We start from the raw sequence: 18,988 nt of genomic DNA, 5'->3' as shown, positions 1-18,988 counted from the left end.
GCCGAGATCAAATCTTGCGTAGTCCACCGAGCACCCTCTCCAGCAGCGCGCGATCGGGTCGGCCGGCCTCGTGCTCGGCCTGGTACACGCTGATTCGGCCCTGCGAGGCCAGGTCGCTGATCAGTACCCGCACCACGCCGAGCGGCATGTGCAGGATCGCGGCCACCTCGGCCACCGACCGAACTCCTCGGCACAGGTGCACGATCCGGGCGACCTCCGGCATGTCGCCGGTCTCGTCCTGGGGGCAGTCCAGCGTGGTGACCAGCGTCTCCACGAGCAAGACGTGGCCGTACCGGGTGCGGCCCCGGGTCAGCGTGTAGGGGCGCACGCGCGAGGTACGGCCGCCCGTGTCGGGTCGGGACGCGTACCCCCGCTCTGCGTCGTAGTCGGAATAACCGCCGTCAGGAGCCAACGCGACCACCTCCACGGTCCTGGTGCATCTGTGCGCGCAGGGCCGGCGTCAGGACGTGGCCGGCGCGCCGTACGAACGAGGTCATCTGGTACGCGATCACGCCCAAGTCGGCGGATCCGCCCGCGTGTACGCCCAGGCAGGAGCCGTCGCTGATGGACATCGCCACGACGTAGCCCTCGGCCATCGTGACGATCTCCTGGCGGACCGCGCCCATGTCGAGCACGCGCGAGGTGCCCTCGGCCAGGGCGACCAGGCCGCTGACGATCGCGCCGAGTTGTTCCTCCGCGTCCGCCGCGGCGGCGGTCGCGTCCGGGCCGCGCGCGCTGGCCAGCATCAGGCCGTCGGAGGAGACCAGGACGACCTCGCGGACCCCCGGGACATCCCCGGCCAGGCCGGCCACCAGCCAGTCGACGTCGCGTGCCGTGGTGCCATTCGACCCGGTCACCGGTCTCCACCTCCTGTCTCCTCCCGCGCGGGCGGCGGGAAGGTGGGTTCTTCGTCGGACGGGGCGACCGGGTCGGTTGCCTCGCCCTCCCGGCGGGCCGCCTCCAGACCTTCCTGGAAGCCGGTCAGCCGCTTGCGCAGTTCGGCGGCGGAGAGCGCGCCGGTGTCGCGGGACGTGTCCGCGGCGGGTACCACGCGCACCGCACCGCTGTTGTCGCCCACCACGAGGCGCTTGGGCAGCCCGCGCCGGGTGCGGCCGATCGCGGAGACGGCGGGCCCCGTGCCGTCCCCGCCGGCGGCCGTATGCGGCTTCGCGGGAGCGGCCGGCTGCGGCTTCGGCGCCGCGGTACGCCGGGCCGGCGGGGTGACGGCGGCGGCCGGCGCGGCGGTCGGCGGCGTACCGGCCCGGGTCGCGTCGGCGGACTCCGCCGCCGCGGCCTCGCCCGCTTCGGCGTCCGCGAACAGCGCGTCCGGGGCGAGCAGCTTCGCCGCCGCCTCCTCCGGCACCGGCGCGGGGTTGGCGGCCGGCGTGCGCTTGGGCAGCCCCTTGGGCGTCCGGGCGGGCGGCGCGGCATCCTCGCGCGGCACCACCGGACCGCGCGACGCGGCGGACGGGGCCCGAGTGGGCGCGGCGGCCTCGACCGCGGCGGCCTCGACCGCGACGGCGGGCGTCGGAGCGGCCTCGGCGGGCCGAGCCGCCGGCAGCGCCAGGCGGGCGGCGCCGGGCGGGATGGCCCGTGCGCCGGGGGCCACGCCCGGGATGGCCATCCGGTCCCGCTCGCGCTCCTGTTCCCGGTCACGCTCGGCGGAGAACTCGGCGGGCGAGGGGCCCAGGCCGTTGAACGCCGTCGCCGGGATCACCACGACCGCGCTCAGGCCGCCCTGCGGGCGCGGGCGCAGTTGCACCCTGATGCCGTGTCGGCGCGCCAGCCGGCCGACCACGAACACGCCCAGGCCGCCCGCGCCGCCGGCGGCCTCCTCCTCGGTGCTGTCCCGTTCGATCTGCGAGTTCAACTCGGTGAGCCGGTCCGCCGGTACGCCGATCCCGTTGTCGTCCACCGACAACACGACCTCGCCGTTCTCCAGCGTCCAGCCGCCGATCTCCACCCGGGACTCGGGCGCCGAGTAGGCCGCGGCGTTCTCCAGGAGTTCGGCGAGCAGGTGGCCGACGTCGTCGGCGGCGCGGCCGAGTACCTCGGCGCGCGGAACGTGGCCGACGTCGATCCGCTCGTAGCGCTCGATCTCGGAGACACCGGCGCGGACCACGTCCAGCAGCGGGATCGGTGGGCGTCGGCCGCGTCGCTCGTCCGCGTCCGCGAGCACGAGCAGGTTCTCGCTGTTGCGGCGCATCCGGGTGGCGAGGTGGTCGAGCCGGAACAGGTCCTGGAGCCGCTGGGGTTCGTCCTCACCGTGTTCGAGCTTTTCGATCAGGTCCAGTTGCCGCTCGACCAGGGTCAGTGTGCGCATCGACAGGTTCACGAACACGTCGTGCACCCGGCCGCGCATCAGGGTCTCCTCGTCGGCGAGTGCGGCGCGTCCGCGCAACAGCTCGTCGTGTTCCGCCTCCAGGCGGGCGCGTTCGGCCTCCAGCCGGGCGCCTTCCGCGGCCTGACGCACGGTCAGCTCACGCAGTCGGGCGATGCGCCGCTCGGAGACCCGGTGCCGCAACCACGCGGCGATCGAGGACAGCGCGACGGCGGTGGTGAGCAGCGTGCCGGCGAGTACCGACTGCCATACGGTGTCCGAATCGCCCAGCAGGACGACGGCGGTCGCGATCCCCGCCAACGCGAAGACGGCCGCCGCGGAACCGAGTCCCGCAGCCACTCCGCCCCCCGAGCGCCGGCTCTGGTGAACGGGAGCGGGAACGCGCACAGGTGCCGCGTCCGCTGCGTTGGGTGTTCCTGGATCCCCCTGCCCATACATGAGACGTGAGCATATCGTCGGACCATCTTTCGATGTGCCCTCAGTGGCTGTGCGAGTCGCCCCGAAAACGGCCGAAAGGCCCCGCCCGACGACTGTCGAGCGAGACCTTTTCGGTATACGGACCAACATTTTGACGAACGGTCAGCCGATCGCCACGACAAGCGGTCGGCCGATCGCCCCGCCGAGTGGCCGGGCGAACCGCCGGACCGAGCCGGTCACACGTCGCGCGAACGCAGCCGGATCCCGCCCGCGATCAGCGCGATCGACGCGTACACCGCGATCAGCAGCAACGAGGGCCACGGGCCCGGGCCGCCGTCGTCGCCACCGCCACCGATCAGCTTTCCGAGCGCGAACATCGGCGAGTACTGCATGACCTTCTCGCCGACCGAGTGCGGCAGGAACGGGCCGATGATCATCGGCAGCAGGATCACGCCCATCAGCGCGGTGATCGCACCCGCCGAATGCCGCAACAACACGCCCAGGCCGAGGCCGAACAGACCGATCACGGCCAGGTAGAGCGAGCCGCCGACGATGCTGCGGAGCAGGTCGACGTCGGCGCTGGACTCGCCGATCCGCGAGGTCAGCATCGACTTGCCGATCACGGCGGTCAGGCCCATCGTGACCACACCGACCGCGAACATCAGGCCCGCGAAGACCACGCCCTTGGCGACCAACACCTGGAGCCGGCGCGGGTACGCGGTCAGCGTGGTGCGGATCATGCCCGTCGTGTACTCGGCGGAGATGGTCAGCACGCCCAGCGTCGCGGCGGCGAGCTGGGCGATGATCACGCCGATCAGCGCGATGCTCACGTAGTCGTCGTCGGTGTCCGGCGTGACCGTGCCGGCCAGCAGCACACCCAGACCCAGGATCAGCAGCACCATCACGGCCAGCGTCCACATGGTCGAGCGGACCGTGCGGATCTTGGTCCACTCGGACAGCAGCACCCGACCGAAGCCCGCGTTGCCGCCGCCGACCTGACCGCCGAGCTGCACCTGCTGCACCGGCGGGTACGGCGCCTGTTGCGCGGGCGACGCGAACTGCGCGCCCGGCTGCTGGAGTGCCTGCTGCGGAGGGGCCATGTGCGCGGGCGCCATCACGTGCGGCTGCTGCGGCACGTGCGGTTGGTTGTGCGGCATGGGGGGCGGAGTGTTCTGTGCCATCGCTCAGCCCTCGCTTCCGTTGGACTGCGGCTTGGACAGGTTCGGGGCGCCGGTGCCCGGGGCCCCGACGGGGGCTCCCCACGGCGCACCGGGCGCACCCTGCTGCGGGTATCCCGGCGGCGGACCGGCGAACTGTGGACCGCCCTGCTGGGGATAGCCGGGCGGCGGTGCCATCCCGGGTGCCCCCCATCCGGGCGGCGGGCCGCCCGGCAACCCGGCGCGGTACTCCACGCTGTGCTGGGTCATCCGCATGTAGACCTCTTCGAGCGAGTCGAAGCGCGGCGAGAGTTCGTGCAGCGCGATGCCGTGCTCGGCGGCGAGGTCGCCGATCGTCGCCGGCGGCAACTCGTGCACGCGAAAGGCGCCCGGCACCGTCTGGTCCGGGGTGATCGTCGCGCCCTTGCCCTGGAGCAGCGTGTTGAGCTTCTCCACCTGCGGCGAGCGCACCACCGTGAACGACTGCGAGTTCGTCTCGATGAAGTCGCGCATCGAGGTGTCGGCGATCATCCGCCCCTGACCGATCACGATCAGGTGGTCGGCGGTCACCTCCATCTCGCTCATCAGGTGGCTGGAGACGAAGACGGTGCGACCCTCGGAAGCGAGCTGCTTCATCAGGTTGCGGATCCACAGGATGCCCTCGGGGTCGAGCCCGTTGACCGGCTCGTCGAACATCAGGATGCCGGGGTCGCCCAACAGCGCGGAGGCGATGCCCAGCCGCTGGCCCATGCCGAGCGAGAAGCCTCCCGCGCGCTTCTTGGCGACCTGGGTCAGGCCGACCATCCCGAGCACCTCGTCCACCCGGCGGTTGGGGATGCCGTTGCTCTGCGCGAGGCACAGCAGATGGTTGTACGCGGTCCGGCCGCCGTGCATCGCCTTGGCGTCCAGCAGCGCGCCCATCTCCCGCAGCGGGGCCTGGACATGGTCGTACGGGCGGCCGTTGACCGTGACATTGCCGCCGGTCGGTGCGTCCAACCCGAGGATCATCCGCATGGTGGTCGATTTACCGGCGCCGTTGGGGCCGAGGAAGCCGGTCACCGAGCCCGGACGCACCTGGAAGGAAAGCTGATCCACCGCCAGCTTGTTTCCGTAGCGTTTGGTGAGCCCTCTCGCTTCGATCATCTGTTGCCGCACTCCCAGGATGGTTTCGGTGCATGAGCCGATTGAGTTGTTGAGGTTTCGAGCTTAGGGCCGAAAGGTCGCTGCCGACGGCAGCCGCACGGCGGGCCCTGGTCCGGTCACAGGTTCGAGGGAAGTCCCGCGAATCATCCCGCAGGATGATTGACAAGATCAGGCTTGATCCTGGCGAGGCGTGACCACTTCGCGGAGTATGAGCAATACGGCGGCTGCGATGGGAATTGCGAGCAATGCCCCCGTCACGCCGAGCAGGGCGCCACCGACCAGCGCCGCGATCACCGTGATCGCGGGCGGCACGTTCACCGCGCGGTTCATCACCCGCGGATAGATCAGGTAGTTCTCGAACTGCTGGTAGGCCAGGAAGAAGATCACGCACGTGAGCGCCTTGCCGGGGGAGTCGAAGAAGACCACGACCGACACCACCGCGGCGCCGATGGTGGCGCCGATCATCGGGATCAGGTCGGTGAACGCGATCACCAGCGCCAGCGGCAGCGCGTAGTCGTTGCCCAGGACCATCAGGAAGATGAACGAGGACAGGCCCGCGCAGGTCGCCACGATCAGCGCGCCGTTCACGTAGCCGCCGATCCCGGACAGGATCTCGTCGCCGAGCAGCCGCACCCGCGCCCGGCGCGACTTCGGGAACAGGTTGTACAGGTGGTCCTTGATGCTGGGCAGCGCGCCCAGGAAGTAGAGCGTCAACACGATCACGGTGAGCGTGTCGAACACCGAGGTCAGCACCATCTTGCCGAAGCCCCACAGGCCGCCCGCCACGTTCTGCGCGGTATTGGCGTCCGCGGCCCACTCCTTGGCCCGGGTGACGATGTCGTACTTCTCGTCGAGCTTGCGGAACCTCTCGTTGTTGCGCAGTTCGGTGAGGCTGTCCGGGATGGAGTTGATCAGGCTCGACGTCTGCTCGACCAGCGGTTGTGCGATCGCGGTGGCGAAGCCGGCGGTCGCCACCACGAAGCCCAGGGCGACCGTGCACACCGCCCAGCGCCGGGTCATGCCCCGACGCTCCAGCCGCTCCACGAACGGGTTCAGACCCGCGGCCAGGAAGAACGAGATCAGGATGACGATCAGGACGTGCTGGATGCCCATCACGGCCTGGGCCAGGAACCACGCGGTGATCAGCCCGAGGCCGCCGATGAAGCCGATGTAGAACGGCGACGAACGCCGCAGCGGTTGACCGGGGTCGCCGAACCGCGAGCCGACGCCGGTCCACGGCCGGACCGAGGCCGGGGTCGAGGCGGAGGTCTCGGTCGAGGCCGGGTCCTTGCCGTCGGCCTGCGCCGGGACCACCGTGCCCGCGTCGACGGGCGCGCCGGCGGTGCCGTCGGCGGGATCGGCCGCGGTACCGGCCGGGTCCGGCTGCGGCGGCGCGTCGGCCGCGCCCGCCGGATCGGGATCGGCCGTGCCGACCAGGGCCGGCACGGGCACCGGCGCCGGATCGGCCGAAGTCCCCGGCGCGGCCCCCGGTTTGCCCGGCGCCGGCGGGCCGACCGCGGCCGGGTCCGCGGGCTGCGCGGGTGCGCCGGCCCCGTCCGCCGCCGTGCCCGCATCCGGGGCGCCGCCGTTGCCGGTGGGCGCCCCCGATCTGCGGCGCGGCCAGAAGTTGCCGAGTCGACCCATGCCCCGTTGCTCCTCGTTCACCCTGCTCGGATCCGACGATTCGACACGAACCGCATCCCGCCGACGGGCCCGAGACTGCGTCATGAAAATGCGGCCGGGCGGCGGGCGGGTCCTCGTGGAACCCGCCCGCCGCCCGGCCGCGGAAATCGGCCGCTACGGCCCGTGCCGAAACTCCCCGCGGGAGCGTCAGCGGCTCTGCTGCGCCGGCACACCCGGCATCTTGTCGTCGTCGTCATCGATGCTCACACCCGCGGCGGCGACGGCCGCGCCGGTGAGGGTGGCCAACATCTCGCGCACGTTGGTCAGCTGCGCGTTGATGCTGTCCCGACGGTGGGTCAGCGCGGCCAGCTCGCGCTCGGACTCCGAGCGGATCCGGTCGGCCTTGGCCCGCGCGTCGGCGACGATGTCGTCGGCCTGGCGCTGCGCGGTCTCGATCGTCTGACGCGAGCGGCGCTCGGCGTCGGTACGCAGCTTCTCGGCTTCCAGGCGCAGTTGCTCGGCCCGGTGCTCGACCTCGGACAGGCGCTTTTCGGCCTTGGCCTGACGAGCCGCCAGGTCGCGCTCGGACTGCTCGCGGCGCTTGGCCAGGTTGGTCTCGAAGTCGGCGGCGGCCTGGGCGGCCTTGGCCCGGGTCTCCTCGAAGAGGGCCTCGGCCTCCTCGCGCTTGGCCGACGCGTCCTTGGCCGCCTCGCCGCGCAGCTGGGCCGCGTCGCTCTTGGCCTTGTCGAGGATCCGCGAACCCTCGTCCTCGGCCTTGGCCTTGCGCTCCTTGCCGTACTGCTCGGCGTCGGAACGGACCTGCTGCGCGGCCGCCTCGGCCAACTCGCGGTGCTGATCGGCGGCGCGGCGGGCCTCCTCGCGCAGGTCCTTGGCCTCTTCCTCGGCAAGGCGGAGGATCTTCTCCACCCGGGCGCCGAGACCCGCGTAGGACGGTTCGGCGTCGGCGAGTTGGGCCTGCGCGTTCTGGCTTTCGAGGTGCAGTTCCTCGATCCGCTTCTCCAGCGCCGAGATCCTCGCGAGCGCGCTGTCACGGTCCGACACGAGCTTCGTGATGCGGTCGTCGACCTGCGAACGCTCGTACCCACGGCGGACGATGTCGAAGCCGTGCGGAGAGTTAGTGTCGCTCATGGGGTTCCTGTCGTATGACGGGTGCGGTGAATGAGGTGACGGGTGGAATCCTGGCACGAATCGGGCGGAGCATCGACCTGACCGGGGGATAAGAACCGGCCGGCATCGCTCAATCGGATGACGACGAACCGGCACCCTTCGCCGCGGGGCCCTTCCCCGACGAGGAGTTGCCCTTGCCGGAGGACAGACCCGCGGGAGCGGCGAGCGCGTCCAACACGCCCTGCACGCGCGACATCTCGGCGGTGATGTCCTTGCGTCTGCGGTTCAACTCGTCGAGTTTGCGCTGTCCGTCGGCACGATGACGGTCCGCGTCCTTGCGCGCCTCGGTGCGCAGTCGCTCCGCCTCCTTCCGCGCCTCGTCGAGAACCTTCTCGGCGTCCGCGGCGGTCTTGCGACGGACCGCCTGCGCCTCCCGCTGGGCGGCGGCCACCTGTTCGGCCACCTTCGCCCGCAGGTCGTCCGCGCCCTTCTGGGCGTCGGCCAGGCGCTGTTCCGCTTCCGAGAGCAACGCCTCGGCCTTCTTCACCGCGGCAATCCGTACCCTATCCGCCTCGGAACCGGCCTTGTCACGAATTCGCTCGGCTTCCTCCGCCGCGGCCACCTTCATCTTCTCGGCGTCCACGCGGGCCTCGCTCACCTGTTCCTCCGCGGCGGCGACCAGGTCGTCGACCCGCTTCCCGGCCTGCTTCAGGCCCTCCGCGGCCTGCCGGCGGGCGCGTTCGACGAGCTGTTCGGCCTCCTTGTCCGAGCGCTCGCGGGTGGCGGTGGTGTCCCGGCGCGTCTCGCTGATCATCGCGTCCGAGTCCTTGCGCGCCTTCTCTATCACCGCCGTCGCCTCGGCGCGCAGCCGCTCGTCCTCCGCCTCGGCCTCGGCGATCAACCGGTTCGCCGCGTCGTTGGCCTCGTTGAGGCGCTGTTCGGCCTTGTGCTCGGCCGTGCCGACGATCTCGGTGGCCCGACCCTTCGCCCGAATCAGCAGCTCCTCGGCCTCGTTGGCGGCCCGCTCCAGCTCCGCGCGGGCCTGGTCGCGCAGTTCGGTCGCGGCCTCCTCGGCCTCGCGCAGCTCCTTGTTCGCCGCCTCCCGTCCGGCCGTTCGGGTCTTCTCGGCCTCCCGGTCGGAATCGGACTTCATCCGCTCGGCGTGCTTGCGCGCCGCGGTGACCGTGGCGTCCGCCTCCGCGCGGGCCCGGACCAGCGTGGTCTCGGCGTCGTCGCGGGCCTTGGCCAGGTCGCGTTCGGCGAGCGCGGTGAGCCGGTCCGACTCCTCGCGGGCGGCATCCTCGATGCCCACCACCGCGGCCCGTACGGCCTCCGCCTCGGCCTGCGCCTCGGCGACCGCGCGAGCCGCGTCCTCCTTGGCCAACCGGGCCTGGGTGGTCGCACTCTCGAGCAGATCGGTGCCGCGCGCCTCGGCCTTCTCCAGCAGTTCGCGGGCCCGCGCCTTGGTGCGGTCGCGCAACTCGGCGGCCTCGTCGCGGGCCTCCTCCAGCGCCTGGGCGCCCTGGGTCCGCAGCCGGGTCGCCTCGGCCTCGGCCTCCTCGCGCATCCGGGTGGCGTCGGCGTCCGCCTGTTCGAGCTGGGTCAGCGCGGCCGTCTCGGCCTCGCCGCGCAGCCGCTCGGACTCCGCCGTCGCCTCCGCCAGCGCCGTGGCGGCCTCCTCGCGCAGCGTGCTCGCGTCGTGGTTGGCCGCGGCCAGCGTCGCGGTCGCCTCGGCGTGCAGCCGCTCGGCCTCGGTGCGCGCGGCCTCCAGTGCGGCGGCGGCTTCCTGCCGCAGCGTGCGGGCGGCGGTCTCGGCGTCGGTGCGCACCTGCTCGGCGTCGCGCTCGGCCCGCTCCAGAAGCGCCCGGGCGGCGGTCTGCGCCTCGGACCTGGCCCGGTCCGCGTCGGTCTCGCCCTGCGCCCGCGCCGCGTCCGCGTCGGCGTTGGCCGCGGCCAGCGCCGCGGTCGCCTCCTGGCGCAGGCTGCGAGCCTCGCCGTCGGCCTGTTCGAGGATGCCGAGCGCGGTCTCCTCGCCCTCCGCGCGCATCCGCGCGGCGTCCTTCTCCGCCTTGTCCAACGCGGCACGCACGGTCGCCGCCGTCTCGGTGCGCAGCGTACGGGCGGCATCCTCCGCCTCGGTACGCATGCGCTCCGCCTCGGCATGCGCCTGCTCCAGCACCGAACGTGCGGTCTCGGTGGTCTCCTCGCGCAGCGTGCGGGCGGCCGTCTCGGCTTCCGTGCGCATGCGCTCGGCCTCAGCGTCGGCCTGTTCCAGCACCGAACGGGCCGTCTCGGTGGTCTTCTCGCGCAGCGCCTGCGCGGCGGCCTCGGCCTCGGTCCGCATTCGGGTCGCGTCCGCCTCCGCGCCGGCCAGCAGCGTGCGGGCCGTCTCGGTGCTCTCCTCGCGCAGCGTCAGCGCCGCGCTCTCGGCGGCCTCGCGCACCGAACGTGCGGTGCTTTCGGTCTCCTCGCGCAGCGCGCGCGCCTCGGTCTCCGCCTCCTCGCGCATCGAGGCGGCATCCCGGCGGGCGGCCGAGCGCATCCCGTCCGCCTCCTCACGGGAGTCGGTGAGGACCTTCTCGGCCTCCTCGCGGGCCTTGCCGATCAGCTCGTCCGCCTTGACTGCGGCCGACTGGGTACGCGCGCCGGCCTCGGCACGGGCCTGCTCCATGGTGGCCTGGGCATCCGCCCGGGCCACGTCCAGCGCGGCCTCGGCCTCGCCGGCGGACTGCTCGGCGCGGGCGCGCAGTTCCTCGGTACGGGCACGCAGCTCGGCCGCCTGCCGCTCGGCCTCCGCGCGCACCGCCTCGGCCTGCGCCACCGCCTGCTCGCGCAGCTCGATGGCGGCCTGCTCGGCGGAACGCATCATTTCCTCGGCCGCACGGGACGCGTCGGTCGCGGCCTTGTGCGCCTCGGTCCGGGCCTTGGCCACCAGCTCCTCGGCCTCGGCGTGCGAACGACCGGCGCTCTCGGCGGCCTCGGTGCGCACCCGCTCCGCCTCGGCCCGGGCCGCCTCGATCCGCTCCGCGGCCTGCGCGGCCGATTCCTCGCGCAGTTGCTCGGCGGCCCTCGCGGCCTCCTCGCGCAGGCTCTGCGCCTCGTCCTGGGCGCGCTGCAACTCCTCGACGGCTTCCGCCTGTTGGCGCTGCGTGAGCTCGCGCAGGCGGTGCGTGTCGGCAACCGCCTTCTCGCGCAGCTTGCCGGTCTCGGCGCGGGCAGTCTCCAGCAGCTCCTCGGCGCTCTGCGCGGCCTTGGCGCGCACCTGGTCCGCGTACTCGCGGGCCTCGTTGGCCAGTCGATCGCTCGACTCGCGGGTGCGCACCTCGACCGCCTCGGCGTCGGCCTGTGCGCGGGCCCGCAACTCGTCCGCCTCGGTGCGGGCTTCGCTCTGCAGCCGCTCCGCCTCGGACCGGGACTTGGCCATCAGGTCGTCCGCGGCCCGTGCGGCGGTCTCCAGGCGCTCGGCGGCGCCGGCCTCGGCGTTGGTGAGCAACTGCTGCGCCTCGGCCCGCAGTCGGTCCACCTCCTGCCGGCGACGCTCGATCTCCGCGCGCGCCCCGGCCTCCAACTCGTCGACCCGGGCCAGGGTTTCCTCGCGGGCGGTGTCCAACTCGGCGCGGGTGTCGGTACGCAGCGACTCGACTTCGGTGCGGGCCTCGTCGCGCAGCCGGTCCGCCTCGGCGAGTGCCTCGGCGCGCAGCCGCTCGGCCGCGGCGCGGGCCTCGGCGGTGACCTTGTCCGCCTCCGCGCGGGCCTTGGCCAGGTACGCCTCGGCGTCGCCGGCGGCCTTGCCGAGCTTCTCGCTCGCCTCGACCTCGGCGCTCTGGAGCAGGCGCTGGGCCTCGGCCTGGCGGCGGTCCGCCTCGCCGGCCGCCTCGGCACGCAGTCGCTCGATCTCCAACTGGGCGGATTCGAGCAGCTTCGCGGTGTTCTCGGAGGCGCCCTGTGCGCGGGCGCCGGCCTCGCCGGTGACCCGCTCGGCCTCGGACCGCGCCTCGCCGATGATCCGGGCGGCCTCGACCCGGGCGTCGCCCACCAGACTCTCCGCACGGGTGCGGGTCTCGGTGCGCAGTTGTTCGGACTGGTCCACGGCCGCGCTCGCCCGGGCCTTGGCCTCGGCGATCACCCGGTCCGCGTCGCTCTGCGCCCGGGAGAGCAACGACTCGACCTCGGCGCGGGTGCTCTCGCTGGTGCCGACGGCCTGTTCGCGCGCGGCGGCGGCGATCCGTTCGGCCTCGGCGCGGGCGTTGTCCAGGAGTTGGCGCGAACGCTCCTCGGCCTGGGCACGCAACTGCTCGGCCCACGCGACGTTCTCGTTGACCCGGGCCTCGGTGGCCTGGCGGGCCTGGGCCAATTCCTCGTCCAGGCGCCGGCGGCGCTCCATCACCTCGGCCTGCCAGTCGGCCTCCAGCCGGGCGGAGCGCGCGGCGGCCTCCTGGAGCAGGCGCTGCGTGGTCGCGCGCGACTCCTGGAGTTCGCGCTCGGCGTCCGCGCGGACCTGATCGGCCTGCAACTGGGCATTGCGCAGCATCTGCTCGGCCTGGCCGCCGATGCTGTCGAATCGGGGCGTGGCGAGCTGGCGGCGAAGGTCATGCAGCTTCGCGCGGAGAACCTCGACCTGATAGCCGAGGTCCTCCGCGTGTGCGACGGTGTCGTCGCGCTCCTTCTTCAGCCGCTTGATCTCGTCGTCGAGCAGTTCGAGGTGCTCGTCAACTTGGTAGCGGTCGTAGCCCCGCACTGTGGGGTCCCACTCCATCCCCTGGCCGCGTACGTTTCAGTACTGCAAATCGGCCGTTTCCGACCGGTTGGTGACGACACGACCCCGTATGTACATCCGGAACCGCCCGTACCGCATTGACTACCAGGGAGAATGGTCTCAGATCCAGGGACCGCCGTCAGACGTTACGAAAGCGGTTGATGGCGTCGATATGCCGCGCTCGCATCTCGGCGTCCCGAACCCCCAGGCCCTCCTCCGGTGCAAGACACAGTACGCCCACCTTGCCCTGGTGCAGGTTCCGGTGGACGTCTCGGGCCGCCTGGCCGGTGTCTTCCAGAGCGTAGGTGCGCGACAACGTCGGGTGAATCTTACCCTTCGCCACCAGACGGTTCGCCTCCCACGCCTCCCGGTAGTTGGCGAAGTGCGAGCCGACGATGCGCTTCAGGCTCATCCACAGGTAACGGTTGTCGTACTCGTGCATGTAACCCGACGTCGATGCGCAGGTCACGATGGTGCCGCCCTTGCGGGTGACGTACACGGAGGCGCCGAACGTCTCGCGACCGGGGTGCTCGAAGACGATGTCCACGTCCTCGCCGCCGGTGAGTTCGCGGATGCGCTTGCCGAACCGGTTCCACTCGCGCGGGTCCTGGGTGCGCTCGTCCTTCCAGAAGCGGAAGTCCTCGGCCCGGCGGTCGATCACCAACTCGGCGCCCATGTCCCGACACAGTTGCGCCTTGTCCTCGGAGGACACCACGCAGATCGGCGTCGCGCCGCCGGCGAGGGCGAACTGGGTCGCGTACGAGCCCAGGCCGCCGGAGGCGCCCCAGATCAGCACGTTGTCGCCCTGCTTCATGCCGGCGCCGTTGCGCGAGACGAGCTGGCGGTACGCCGTCGAGTTGACCAGGCCCGGCGAGGCGGCCTCTTCCCACGACAGGTGTGCCGGCTTGGGCATCAGCTGGTTGCTCTTGACCAGGGCGATGTGCGCGAGACCGCCGAAGTTGGTCTCGAAGCCCCAGATGCGCTGCTCGGGGTCGAGCATCGTGTCCGCGTGCCCGTCCGCGCTCTCCAGCTCGACCGACAGGCAGTGCGCGACCACCTCGTCGCCGGGCTTCCAGGCGTTGACCCCCGCGCCGGTGCGCAGGACGACGCCCGCGAGGTCGGAGCCGACCACGTGGTAGGGCAGGTCGTGCCGCTTGGTCAGCTCCGAGTTGCGGCCGTACTTCTCCAGGAAGCGGAAGGTGGAGACCGGCTCGAAGAGCGAGGTCCACACGGTGTTGTAGTTGATTGCACTGGCCATCACGGCGACGAGGGCTTCGCCGGGGCCGAGTTCGGGCAGCGGCACGTCTTCGACGTGCAGCGACTGACGCGGATCCTTGTCCCGCGATTCCATGCCCTCGAACATCGTCTCCTCGTCCTTGTGGACGGTGACGGCGCGGTACGAGTCGGGAAGCGGGAGCGCTGCGTACGCCTCCTTGGGGGTGTCCCCCGCGAGGATGGCGTCGAGGATCTCCTTCATCGTCGGCCTCCATGGGTCGGCGTTTGAAGCATGGGACAACATGAGGGTTTGTCGAACTTCGCTGAACTTACCCGCTGGTAACGCTAGGCGGTCCGCACAAACCCGACAAGAGGCGGAGTCGCAGGAACTGCGCCGCTCGCTTGACGGGTTGTCGGGGCCGGGCGGGGCAAGGTCGGGGCCGGCGCCGCGTGCGGGATGTCGCGGGCGGTCGCCGGAATGCCGCGCGCCGGCGCGGGTCGAGAGCTCGGCTCAGTGCTCCGCGTCGGGGTTCGCGGCCGAGGTCACCAGCTCGGTGAGCACACCGTGGCAGTCCTTGGGGTGCAGGAAAGTGATGCGCGAGCCCATGGAACCACGACGCGGCTCGTCGTACAGCACCCGCACGCCCTTGTCCTTGATCGCGGCCGAGTCCGCATCGACGTCGGCGGTGCCGAAGGCGATGTGGTGCACGCCCTCGCCGTTCTTGGCGAGCCACTTGGCGACGGTGGAGTCGTCCCGGATGGGCTCCAGCAACTGGAGGTAGGAGGCGCCGCCGTCCGAGGTCTCGTTGATCTTGAGCATCGCCTCGCGGACGCCCTGCTCCTCGTTGACCTCGGTGTGGAACACCTCGAAACCGTAGGTCGTTGTGTAGAACGCCACCGTCGCGTCGAGGTCGTGGCAGGCGATGCCGATGTGGTCGATACGTGTGAGCACCATGGCCTCCAAAGGCCTCTGGGAAACACCCGGGTTACCTGCGAGTAGATACCCGGGTCCGTCGAAACGAGACTATGGGTGAGAGCCCACTCGATTTGGGCGGCCCGACATGGTGGGTTCCGTCACATCGGAGCCCCCTGCCACGGTCGCGGCCCTTCCGGGTAGGTTCCGGAACAACCTCACGTCCGTCGCGGGGATGCCGCACGTCGTCCGGACCGCCTGGCGATGGCACCCCGACCATAAAGTTGTGGAGGCCACCCTCATGGCCGGTTCTGTCATCGTCGCCGGGGCCCGCACGCCCATGGGTCGTCTGCTCGGATCCCTCAAGGGCTTCTCCGGCACCGACCTCGGCGCCATCGCGATCAAGTCCGCGCTGGAGCGCGCGGGCATCACCGGAGACCAGGTCCAGTACGTGATCATGGGCCAGGTGCTCCAGGCCGGTGCCGGGCAGATGCCCGCCCGCCAGGCGTCGGTCAAGGCCGGCATCCCGATGAACGTGCCCTCCCTCACCGTCAACAAGGTCTGTCTCTCCGGCCTGGACGCGATCGCGCTGGCCGACCAGCTGATCCGCGCGGGCGAGTTCGACATCGTGGTCGCGGGCGGCATGGAGTCCATGACCAACGCCCCGCACCTGCTGCCGAAATCCCGCGAGGGCTTCAAGTACGGCGCGGTCGAGATGCTCGACGCGATGGCCTACGACGGGCTGACCGACGCGTTCGAGAACATCCCGATGGGCGAGTCGACCGAGCACCACAACGGCAAGCTGAACATCTCGCGCGCGGAGCAGGACGAGGTGGCGGCGCTGTCGCACCAGCGGGCCGCCGCCGCCGCGAAGAACGGCGTCTTCGACGCCGAGATCGTGCCGGTGCAGATCCCGCAGCGGCGCGGCGAGCCGATCGCGTTCGCCACCGACGAGGGTGTGCGTCCGGACACCACCGCGGAGTCCCTGGGCAAGCTGCGCCCGGCGTTCACCAAGGACGGCACGATCACCGCGGGTTCGGCCTCGCAGATCTCCGACGGCGCCGCCGCCGTCGTGGTGATGAGCAAGGCCAAGGCCGAGGAACTGGGCCTGGAGTGGCTGGCCGAGATCGGCGCGCACGGCAACGTCGCGGGCCCGGACAACTCGCTCCAGTCGCAGCCCTCGAACGCGATCAAGCACGCGCTGGGCAAGCAGGGCCTGACCGTCGAGGACTTGGACCTGATCGAGATCAACGAGGCGTTCGCGGCGGTGGCCGTGCAGTCGATGCGCGACCTCGGGGTCGGCACCGACAAGGTCAACGTCAACGGCGGCGCGATCGCCCTGGGTCACCCGATCGGGATGTCCGGCGCCCGAGTGGTGCTGCACCTGGCGCTCGAACTCAAGCGGCGCGGCGGCGGCACCGGCGCGGCGGCGCTGTGCGGTGGCGGTGGCCAGGGCGACGCGCTGATCATCACGGTCCCGGGCAACTGAGCCGATCCGGTCGCCGCGCACCCGGGCCCGCGCCCGGACCCGGCGGGTGGTGCCGACCGGGCGGTTCCCGGTGATACACCCACCTGAAACGATCTCGGAGTCGCGCGGCGCACACCTCGGTGTGTGTCGCGCCGACTGCGGGGTCGTTTCGGCATATCCGAGCAGGGAAGCGGTGGCGCATGAGGTCGGGGATGGATGTCGCGACGTTGGTGGCCCAGGCCCGGGAGGGCAGGCCGAGGGCGGTCGCCCGGTTGATCTCGCTGGTCGAGGACGCGTCGCCGAAACTGCGCGAGGTGATGGCCGCGCTCGCGCCGTTGGCCGGCAACGCGTACGTGGTCGGGCTGACCGGATCACCCGGTGTGGGCAAGTCGACCTCCACCACCGCACTGGTGAGCGCCTATCGCAGGCTGGGCCGGCGGGTGGGCGTGCTCGCGGTGGACCCGTCCTCGCCGTTCTCCGGCGGTGCGCTGCTCGGCGACCGGGTGCGGATGCAGGACCACGCGACCGACCCCGGGGTGTACATCCGCTCGATGGCCTCGCGCGGGCACCTGGGCGGCCTGTCCTGGTCCACCCCGCAGGCCCTGCGGGTGCTGGATGCGGCGGGCTGTGACGTGGTGATCGTGGAGACCGTCGGGGTGGGCCAGTCCGAGGTGGAGATCGCCTCGATGGCGGACAGCACGGTGGTGCTGCTCGCGCCCGGGATGGGGGACGGGATCCAGGCGGCCAAGGCCGGGATCCTGGAGATCGGCGATCTGTACGTGGTCAACAAGGCGGACCGGGACGGCGCGGCGACCACCGCGCGCGAACTCGGCCACATGCTCTCGCTGGGCGAGGCGCGCGGGCCGGGGGACTGGCGTCCGCCGATCGTCAAGACGGTGGCCTCGCGCGGCGAGGGGGTCGACGAGGTGGTCGAGGCGCTGGAGAAGCACCGGGCCTGGATGGAGGCCGGCGGCGAGCTCACCCGGCGGCGCCGGCGGCGGGTGGCCGACGAGGTCGAGGCGATCGCGGTCACCGCGTTGCGGGCGCGGATCGGCGACCTGCGGGGTGGCCTGCGGCTCGATGCGCTTGCTGCGCGGGTGCTTTCGGGGGATCTGGATCCGTATGCGGCTGCGGACGAGCTGATCGCGGGGCTGGGGGGCTAGGCGGGCGGTTGTTGCCGCCGCCCCCGATCCGAGTCGGCGCTGCCCGGTCGCGGGGGCGACGTCGGTCTGCTCTGTCGTCCTCAAGCGCCGGACGGGCTGACGGCTCGGCCCCGGTCGTTTGGCCGGCCCGGTTCGGATTGGGGCGTCCTCAAACGCCGGACGGGCTGGGTTTGGTGCGGTTCGGGGTGAGGCTGCGGTGTCGGGTGGGCCGGGCTCGGTTTCGCGGTCTTACGCGCCGGACGGGCTGGTTTGGTGCGGTTCGGGGTGAGGCTGCGGTGTCGGGTGGGCCGGGCTCGGCTTCGCGTCGTCAAGCGGCGGGCGGGTTGGGTTTGGTGCGGTTCGGGTGAGGCTGCGGTGCCGGTGGGCCGGGCTCGGTTTCGCGGTCTTACGCGCCGGACGGGCTGGGTTTGGGGCAGGACGTGGGGCGGGTGGGTGGGCGGAGGTTTTCGGCCACTGCGCCGAAGGCTTCGCCGACGACCTGCTTCTGGGCGGGTGTCATCACGTCCATCAGGTGCTCGCGGACGCCCTCCACGTGTGTGGGTGCCGCGGCCTCGAGCACTCGCCAACCCTCCTCGGTGAGCACCGCGAAGGCACCGCGCCGGTCGGTGGGACAGTTGCGGCGCGCCACCAGGCCGGCGTTCTCCATCCGGGTCATCTGGTGTGAGAGTCGGCTCTTGGACTGCTGGGTCGCCTCGGCGAGATCGCTCAGCCGTACCTCCCGATCCGGGTGCTCGGAGAGCCGGACCAGGATCTGGTAGTCGTGCAGGGACAACCCGTGCGCGCGCTGGAGTTCACGCTCCAATCGCGGCGGCAGCATGTTGATCACGGCGATGATCTGGCGCCAGACCCACTGGTCTTCATCGCTCAGCCACCTGGGCTCGGCTTCGGTCATGTACAGAGAATACCGAAAATAGTTGAAGCTTGAATGACCTCTGGGTCGAGGCAGGCCACCGGCGCGTCGCGGCCCGGAGACCGCGGCCGACCGGGCGCCATGCGCGCACGGTACGCGCGCGGGGGCATGCGCGAGCGGTGAGACGGCCACGTGACCGATCGGTAACCTCCACTACGCTCGGCCCGTGCCGAAGCCACTGAATCTCCCCTTCGATCCGATCACGCGTGCCGACGAGCACTGGCGAGAGCACTGGGGGGAGTGCCCGCCGATGGTCGCCATCACCTCGATCATGCGTGCCCAGCAGATCCTGCTCGCGGGCGCCGACGCGGTGCTCAAGCCGTACGGGCTGACCTTCGCCCGCTACGAGGCACTGGTGCTGCTCACCTTCAGCCGGACCGGATCGTTGCCGCTGTCCCGGATCGGCGAGCGGCTGATGGTCCACCCGACGAGTGTGACCAACACGATCGACCGCCTGGAGCAGGCCGAACTGGTCGCCCGCCGGCCGAACCCGCGGGACGGGCGGGGCGTGCTCGCGGTGATCACCGACAAGGGGCGCGACGTCACCGAGCGGGCCACCCGCGACCTGACCGCGCGCGAGTTCGGGCTCGGCGCGTACACCCCGGAGCAGTGTGCCCAGCTGTTCGACCTGCTGCGGGTCTTGCGGGTGGACGCGGGCGACTTCCGGATCGAGGAGCCCGCGGCGCAGGACGCCTCGGCACGCACGCCGATCGTTGCAGAGCGCGACTCGGCCGACGCGTAGGCGGACGGCGAC

Annotated in this window: 14 protein-coding genes; 3 read left to right on the top strand and 11 right to left on the bottom strand. The window is 71.8% G+C overall.

Translation table 11 applies throughout. From position 1 onward, the window contains the following. Positions 1 to 7: 7 nt before the first annotated feature. The 10 genes from ACZOOI_RS08725 to mce all read right to left on the bottom strand — a co-directional run bounded on the left by ACZOOI_RS08725 (position 8) and on the right by mce (position 14,732). Complete coding sequence (locus ACZOOI_RS08725; RefSeq protein WP_052174010.1) at positions 8 to 328, bottom strand: DUF742 domain-containing protein; 321 nt, start codon at positions 326 to 328, stop codon at positions 8 to 10. Positions 329 to 401: 73 nt separating this feature from the next. After that, positions 402 to 857, bottom strand: a complete 456-nt coding sequence (locus ACZOOI_RS08720) for a roadblock/LC7 domain-containing protein (protein ID WP_391581256.1) — start codon at positions 855 to 857, stop codon at positions 402 to 404. Continuing rightward, on the bottom strand, positions 854 to 2,680 hold the full coding sequence (locus ACZOOI_RS08715) for a sensor histidine kinase (protein ID WP_465280174.1): 1,827 nt from the start codon (positions 2,678 to 2,680) through the stop codon (positions 854 to 856). Before ACZOOI_RS08715 ends, ACZOOI_RS08720 begins: the two co-directional genes overlap by 4 nt. A gap of 314 nt (positions 2,681 to 2,994) precedes the next feature. Further along, the gene (locus ACZOOI_RS08710) at positions 2,995 to 3,915 is read right to left on the bottom strand and encodes an ABC transporter permease (protein ID WP_465280173.1); all 921 of its coding nucleotides are present in this window, start codon (positions 3,913 to 3,915) and stop codon (positions 2,995 to 2,997) included. A 27-nt stretch (positions 3,916 to 3,942) separates the two neighbouring features. Further along, complete coding sequence (locus tag ACZOOI_RS08705) at positions 3,943 to 5,058, bottom strand: ATP-binding cassette domain-containing protein (RefSeq protein ID WP_465280172.1); 1,116 nt, start codon at positions 5,056 to 5,058, stop codon at positions 3,943 to 3,945. Positions 5,059 to 5,226: 168 nt separating this feature from the next. Beyond that, entirely contained in the window at positions 5,227 to 6,702 is a 1,476-nt protein-coding gene (locus tag ACZOOI_RS08700) for an AI-2E family transporter (RefSeq protein WP_465280171.1), read from the bottom strand. Positions 6,703 to 6,888: 186 nt separating this feature from the next. Beyond that, positions 6,889 to 7,830, bottom strand: a complete 942-nt coding sequence (locus ACZOOI_RS08695; protein WP_020555437.1) for a coiled-coil domain-containing protein — start codon at positions 7,828 to 7,830, stop codon at positions 6,889 to 6,891. Between the two features lie 109 nt (positions 7,831 to 7,939). After that, positions 7,940 to 12,565, bottom strand: coding sequence for a hypothetical protein (locus ACZOOI_RS08690; RefSeq protein WP_465280170.1), 4,626 nt, complete (start codon positions 12,563 to 12,565; stop codon positions 7,940 to 7,942). Positions 12,566 to 12,704: 139 nt separating this feature from the next. Then, on the bottom strand, positions 12,705 to 14,042 hold the full coding sequence (gene ccrA / locus ACZOOI_RS08685; protein WP_391581263.1) for a crotonyl-CoA carboxylase/reductase: 1,338 nt from the start codon (positions 14,040 to 14,042) through the stop codon (positions 12,705 to 12,707). A gap of 249 nt (positions 14,043 to 14,291) precedes the next feature. Beyond that, positions 14,292 to 14,732 (bottom strand): methylmalonyl-CoA epimerase, encoded by a 441-nt coding sequence (gene mce, locus ACZOOI_RS08680; RefSeq protein WP_465281148.1) that lies wholly within the window; start codon positions 14,730 to 14,732, stop codon positions 14,292 to 14,294. Positions 14,733 to 14,994: 262 nt separating this feature from the next. On the opposite strand from mce, the gene ACZOOI_RS08675 reads away from it, so the two are divergent. Both ACZOOI_RS08675 and meaB read left to right on the top strand, forming a co-directional pair. Then, the gene (locus tag ACZOOI_RS08675; RefSeq protein ID WP_391581264.1) at positions 14,995 to 16,182 is read left to right on the top strand and encodes an acetyl-CoA C-acetyltransferase; all 1,188 of its coding nucleotides are present in this window, start codon (positions 14,995 to 14,997) and stop codon (positions 16,180 to 16,182) included. Positions 16,183 to 16,373: 191 nt separating this feature from the next. Further along, positions 16,374 to 17,324, top strand: a complete 951-nt coding sequence (gene meaB, locus ACZOOI_RS08670) for a methylmalonyl Co-A mutase-associated GTPase MeaB (RefSeq protein WP_391581265.1) — start codon at positions 16,374 to 16,376, stop codon at positions 17,322 to 17,324. A 385-nt stretch (positions 17,325 to 17,709) separates the two neighbouring features. On the opposite strand, the gene ACZOOI_RS08665 is transcribed toward meaB, so the two are convergent. Then, a complete protein-coding gene (locus tag ACZOOI_RS08665) occupies positions 17,710 to 18,216 on the bottom strand; it encodes a MarR family winged helix-turn-helix transcriptional regulator (protein ID WP_465280169.1) in 507 nt (168 codons plus the stop codon). 184 nt (positions 18,217 to 18,400) lie between these two features. Between ACZOOI_RS08665 and ACZOOI_RS08660 the strand changes: the two genes are divergently transcribed. Then, positions 18,401 to 18,976 (top strand): MarR family winged helix-turn-helix transcriptional regulator, encoded by a 576-nt coding sequence (locus tag ACZOOI_RS08660; RefSeq protein WP_465280168.1) that lies wholly within the window; start codon positions 18,401 to 18,403, stop codon positions 18,974 to 18,976. Positions 18,977 to 18,988 lie beyond the last annotated feature (12 nt).

It is taken from the genome of Embleya sp. L77 (genome assembly GCF_055557415.1).
Note: the sequence above shows the minus strand (reverse complement) of the source record. Positions and strands in the feature narration are given on the sequence as shown.

What these genes read in the sequence shown, in the direction of transcription:
- ACZOOI_RS08710 (WP_465280173.1), bottom strand. Translation starts at nt 3,915, where the DNA reads ATGCCGCACAACCAACCGCACGTGCCGCAGCAGCCGCACGTGATGGCG.
- ACZOOI_RS08705 (WP_465280172.1), bottom strand. Translation starts at nt 5,058, where the DNA reads ATGATCGAAGCGAGAGGGCTCACCAAACGCTACGGAAACAAGCTGGCG.
- ACZOOI_RS08700 (WP_465280171.1), bottom strand. Translation starts at nt 6,702, where the DNA reads ATGGGTCGACTCGGCAACTTCTGGCCGCGCCGCAGATCGGGGGCGCCC.
- ACZOOI_RS08695 (WP_020555437.1), bottom strand. Translation starts at nt 7,830, where the DNA reads ATGAGCGACACTAACTCTCCGCACGGCTTCGACATCGTCCGCCGTGGG.
- ACZOOI_RS08690 (WP_465280170.1), bottom strand. Translation starts at nt 12,565, where the DNA reads ATGGAGTGGGACCCCACAGTGCGGGGCTACGACCGCTACCAAGTTGAC.
- ccrA (WP_391581263.1), bottom strand. Translation starts at nt 14,042, where the DNA reads ATGAAGGAGATCCTCGACGCCATCCTCGCGGGGGACACCCCCAAGGAG.
- ACZOOI_RS08675 (WP_391581264.1), top strand. Translation starts at nt 14,995, where the DNA reads ATGGCCGGTTCTGTCATCGTCGCCGGGGCCCGCACGCCCATGGGTCGT.
- meaB (WP_391581265.1), top strand. Translation starts at nt 16,374, where the DNA reads ATGGATGTCGCGACGTTGGTGGCCCAGGCCCGGGAGGGCAGGCCGAGG.
- ACZOOI_RS08665 (WP_465280169.1), bottom strand. Translation starts at nt 18,216, where the DNA reads ATGACCGAAGCCGAGCCCAGGTGGCTGAGCGATGAAGACCAGTGGGTC.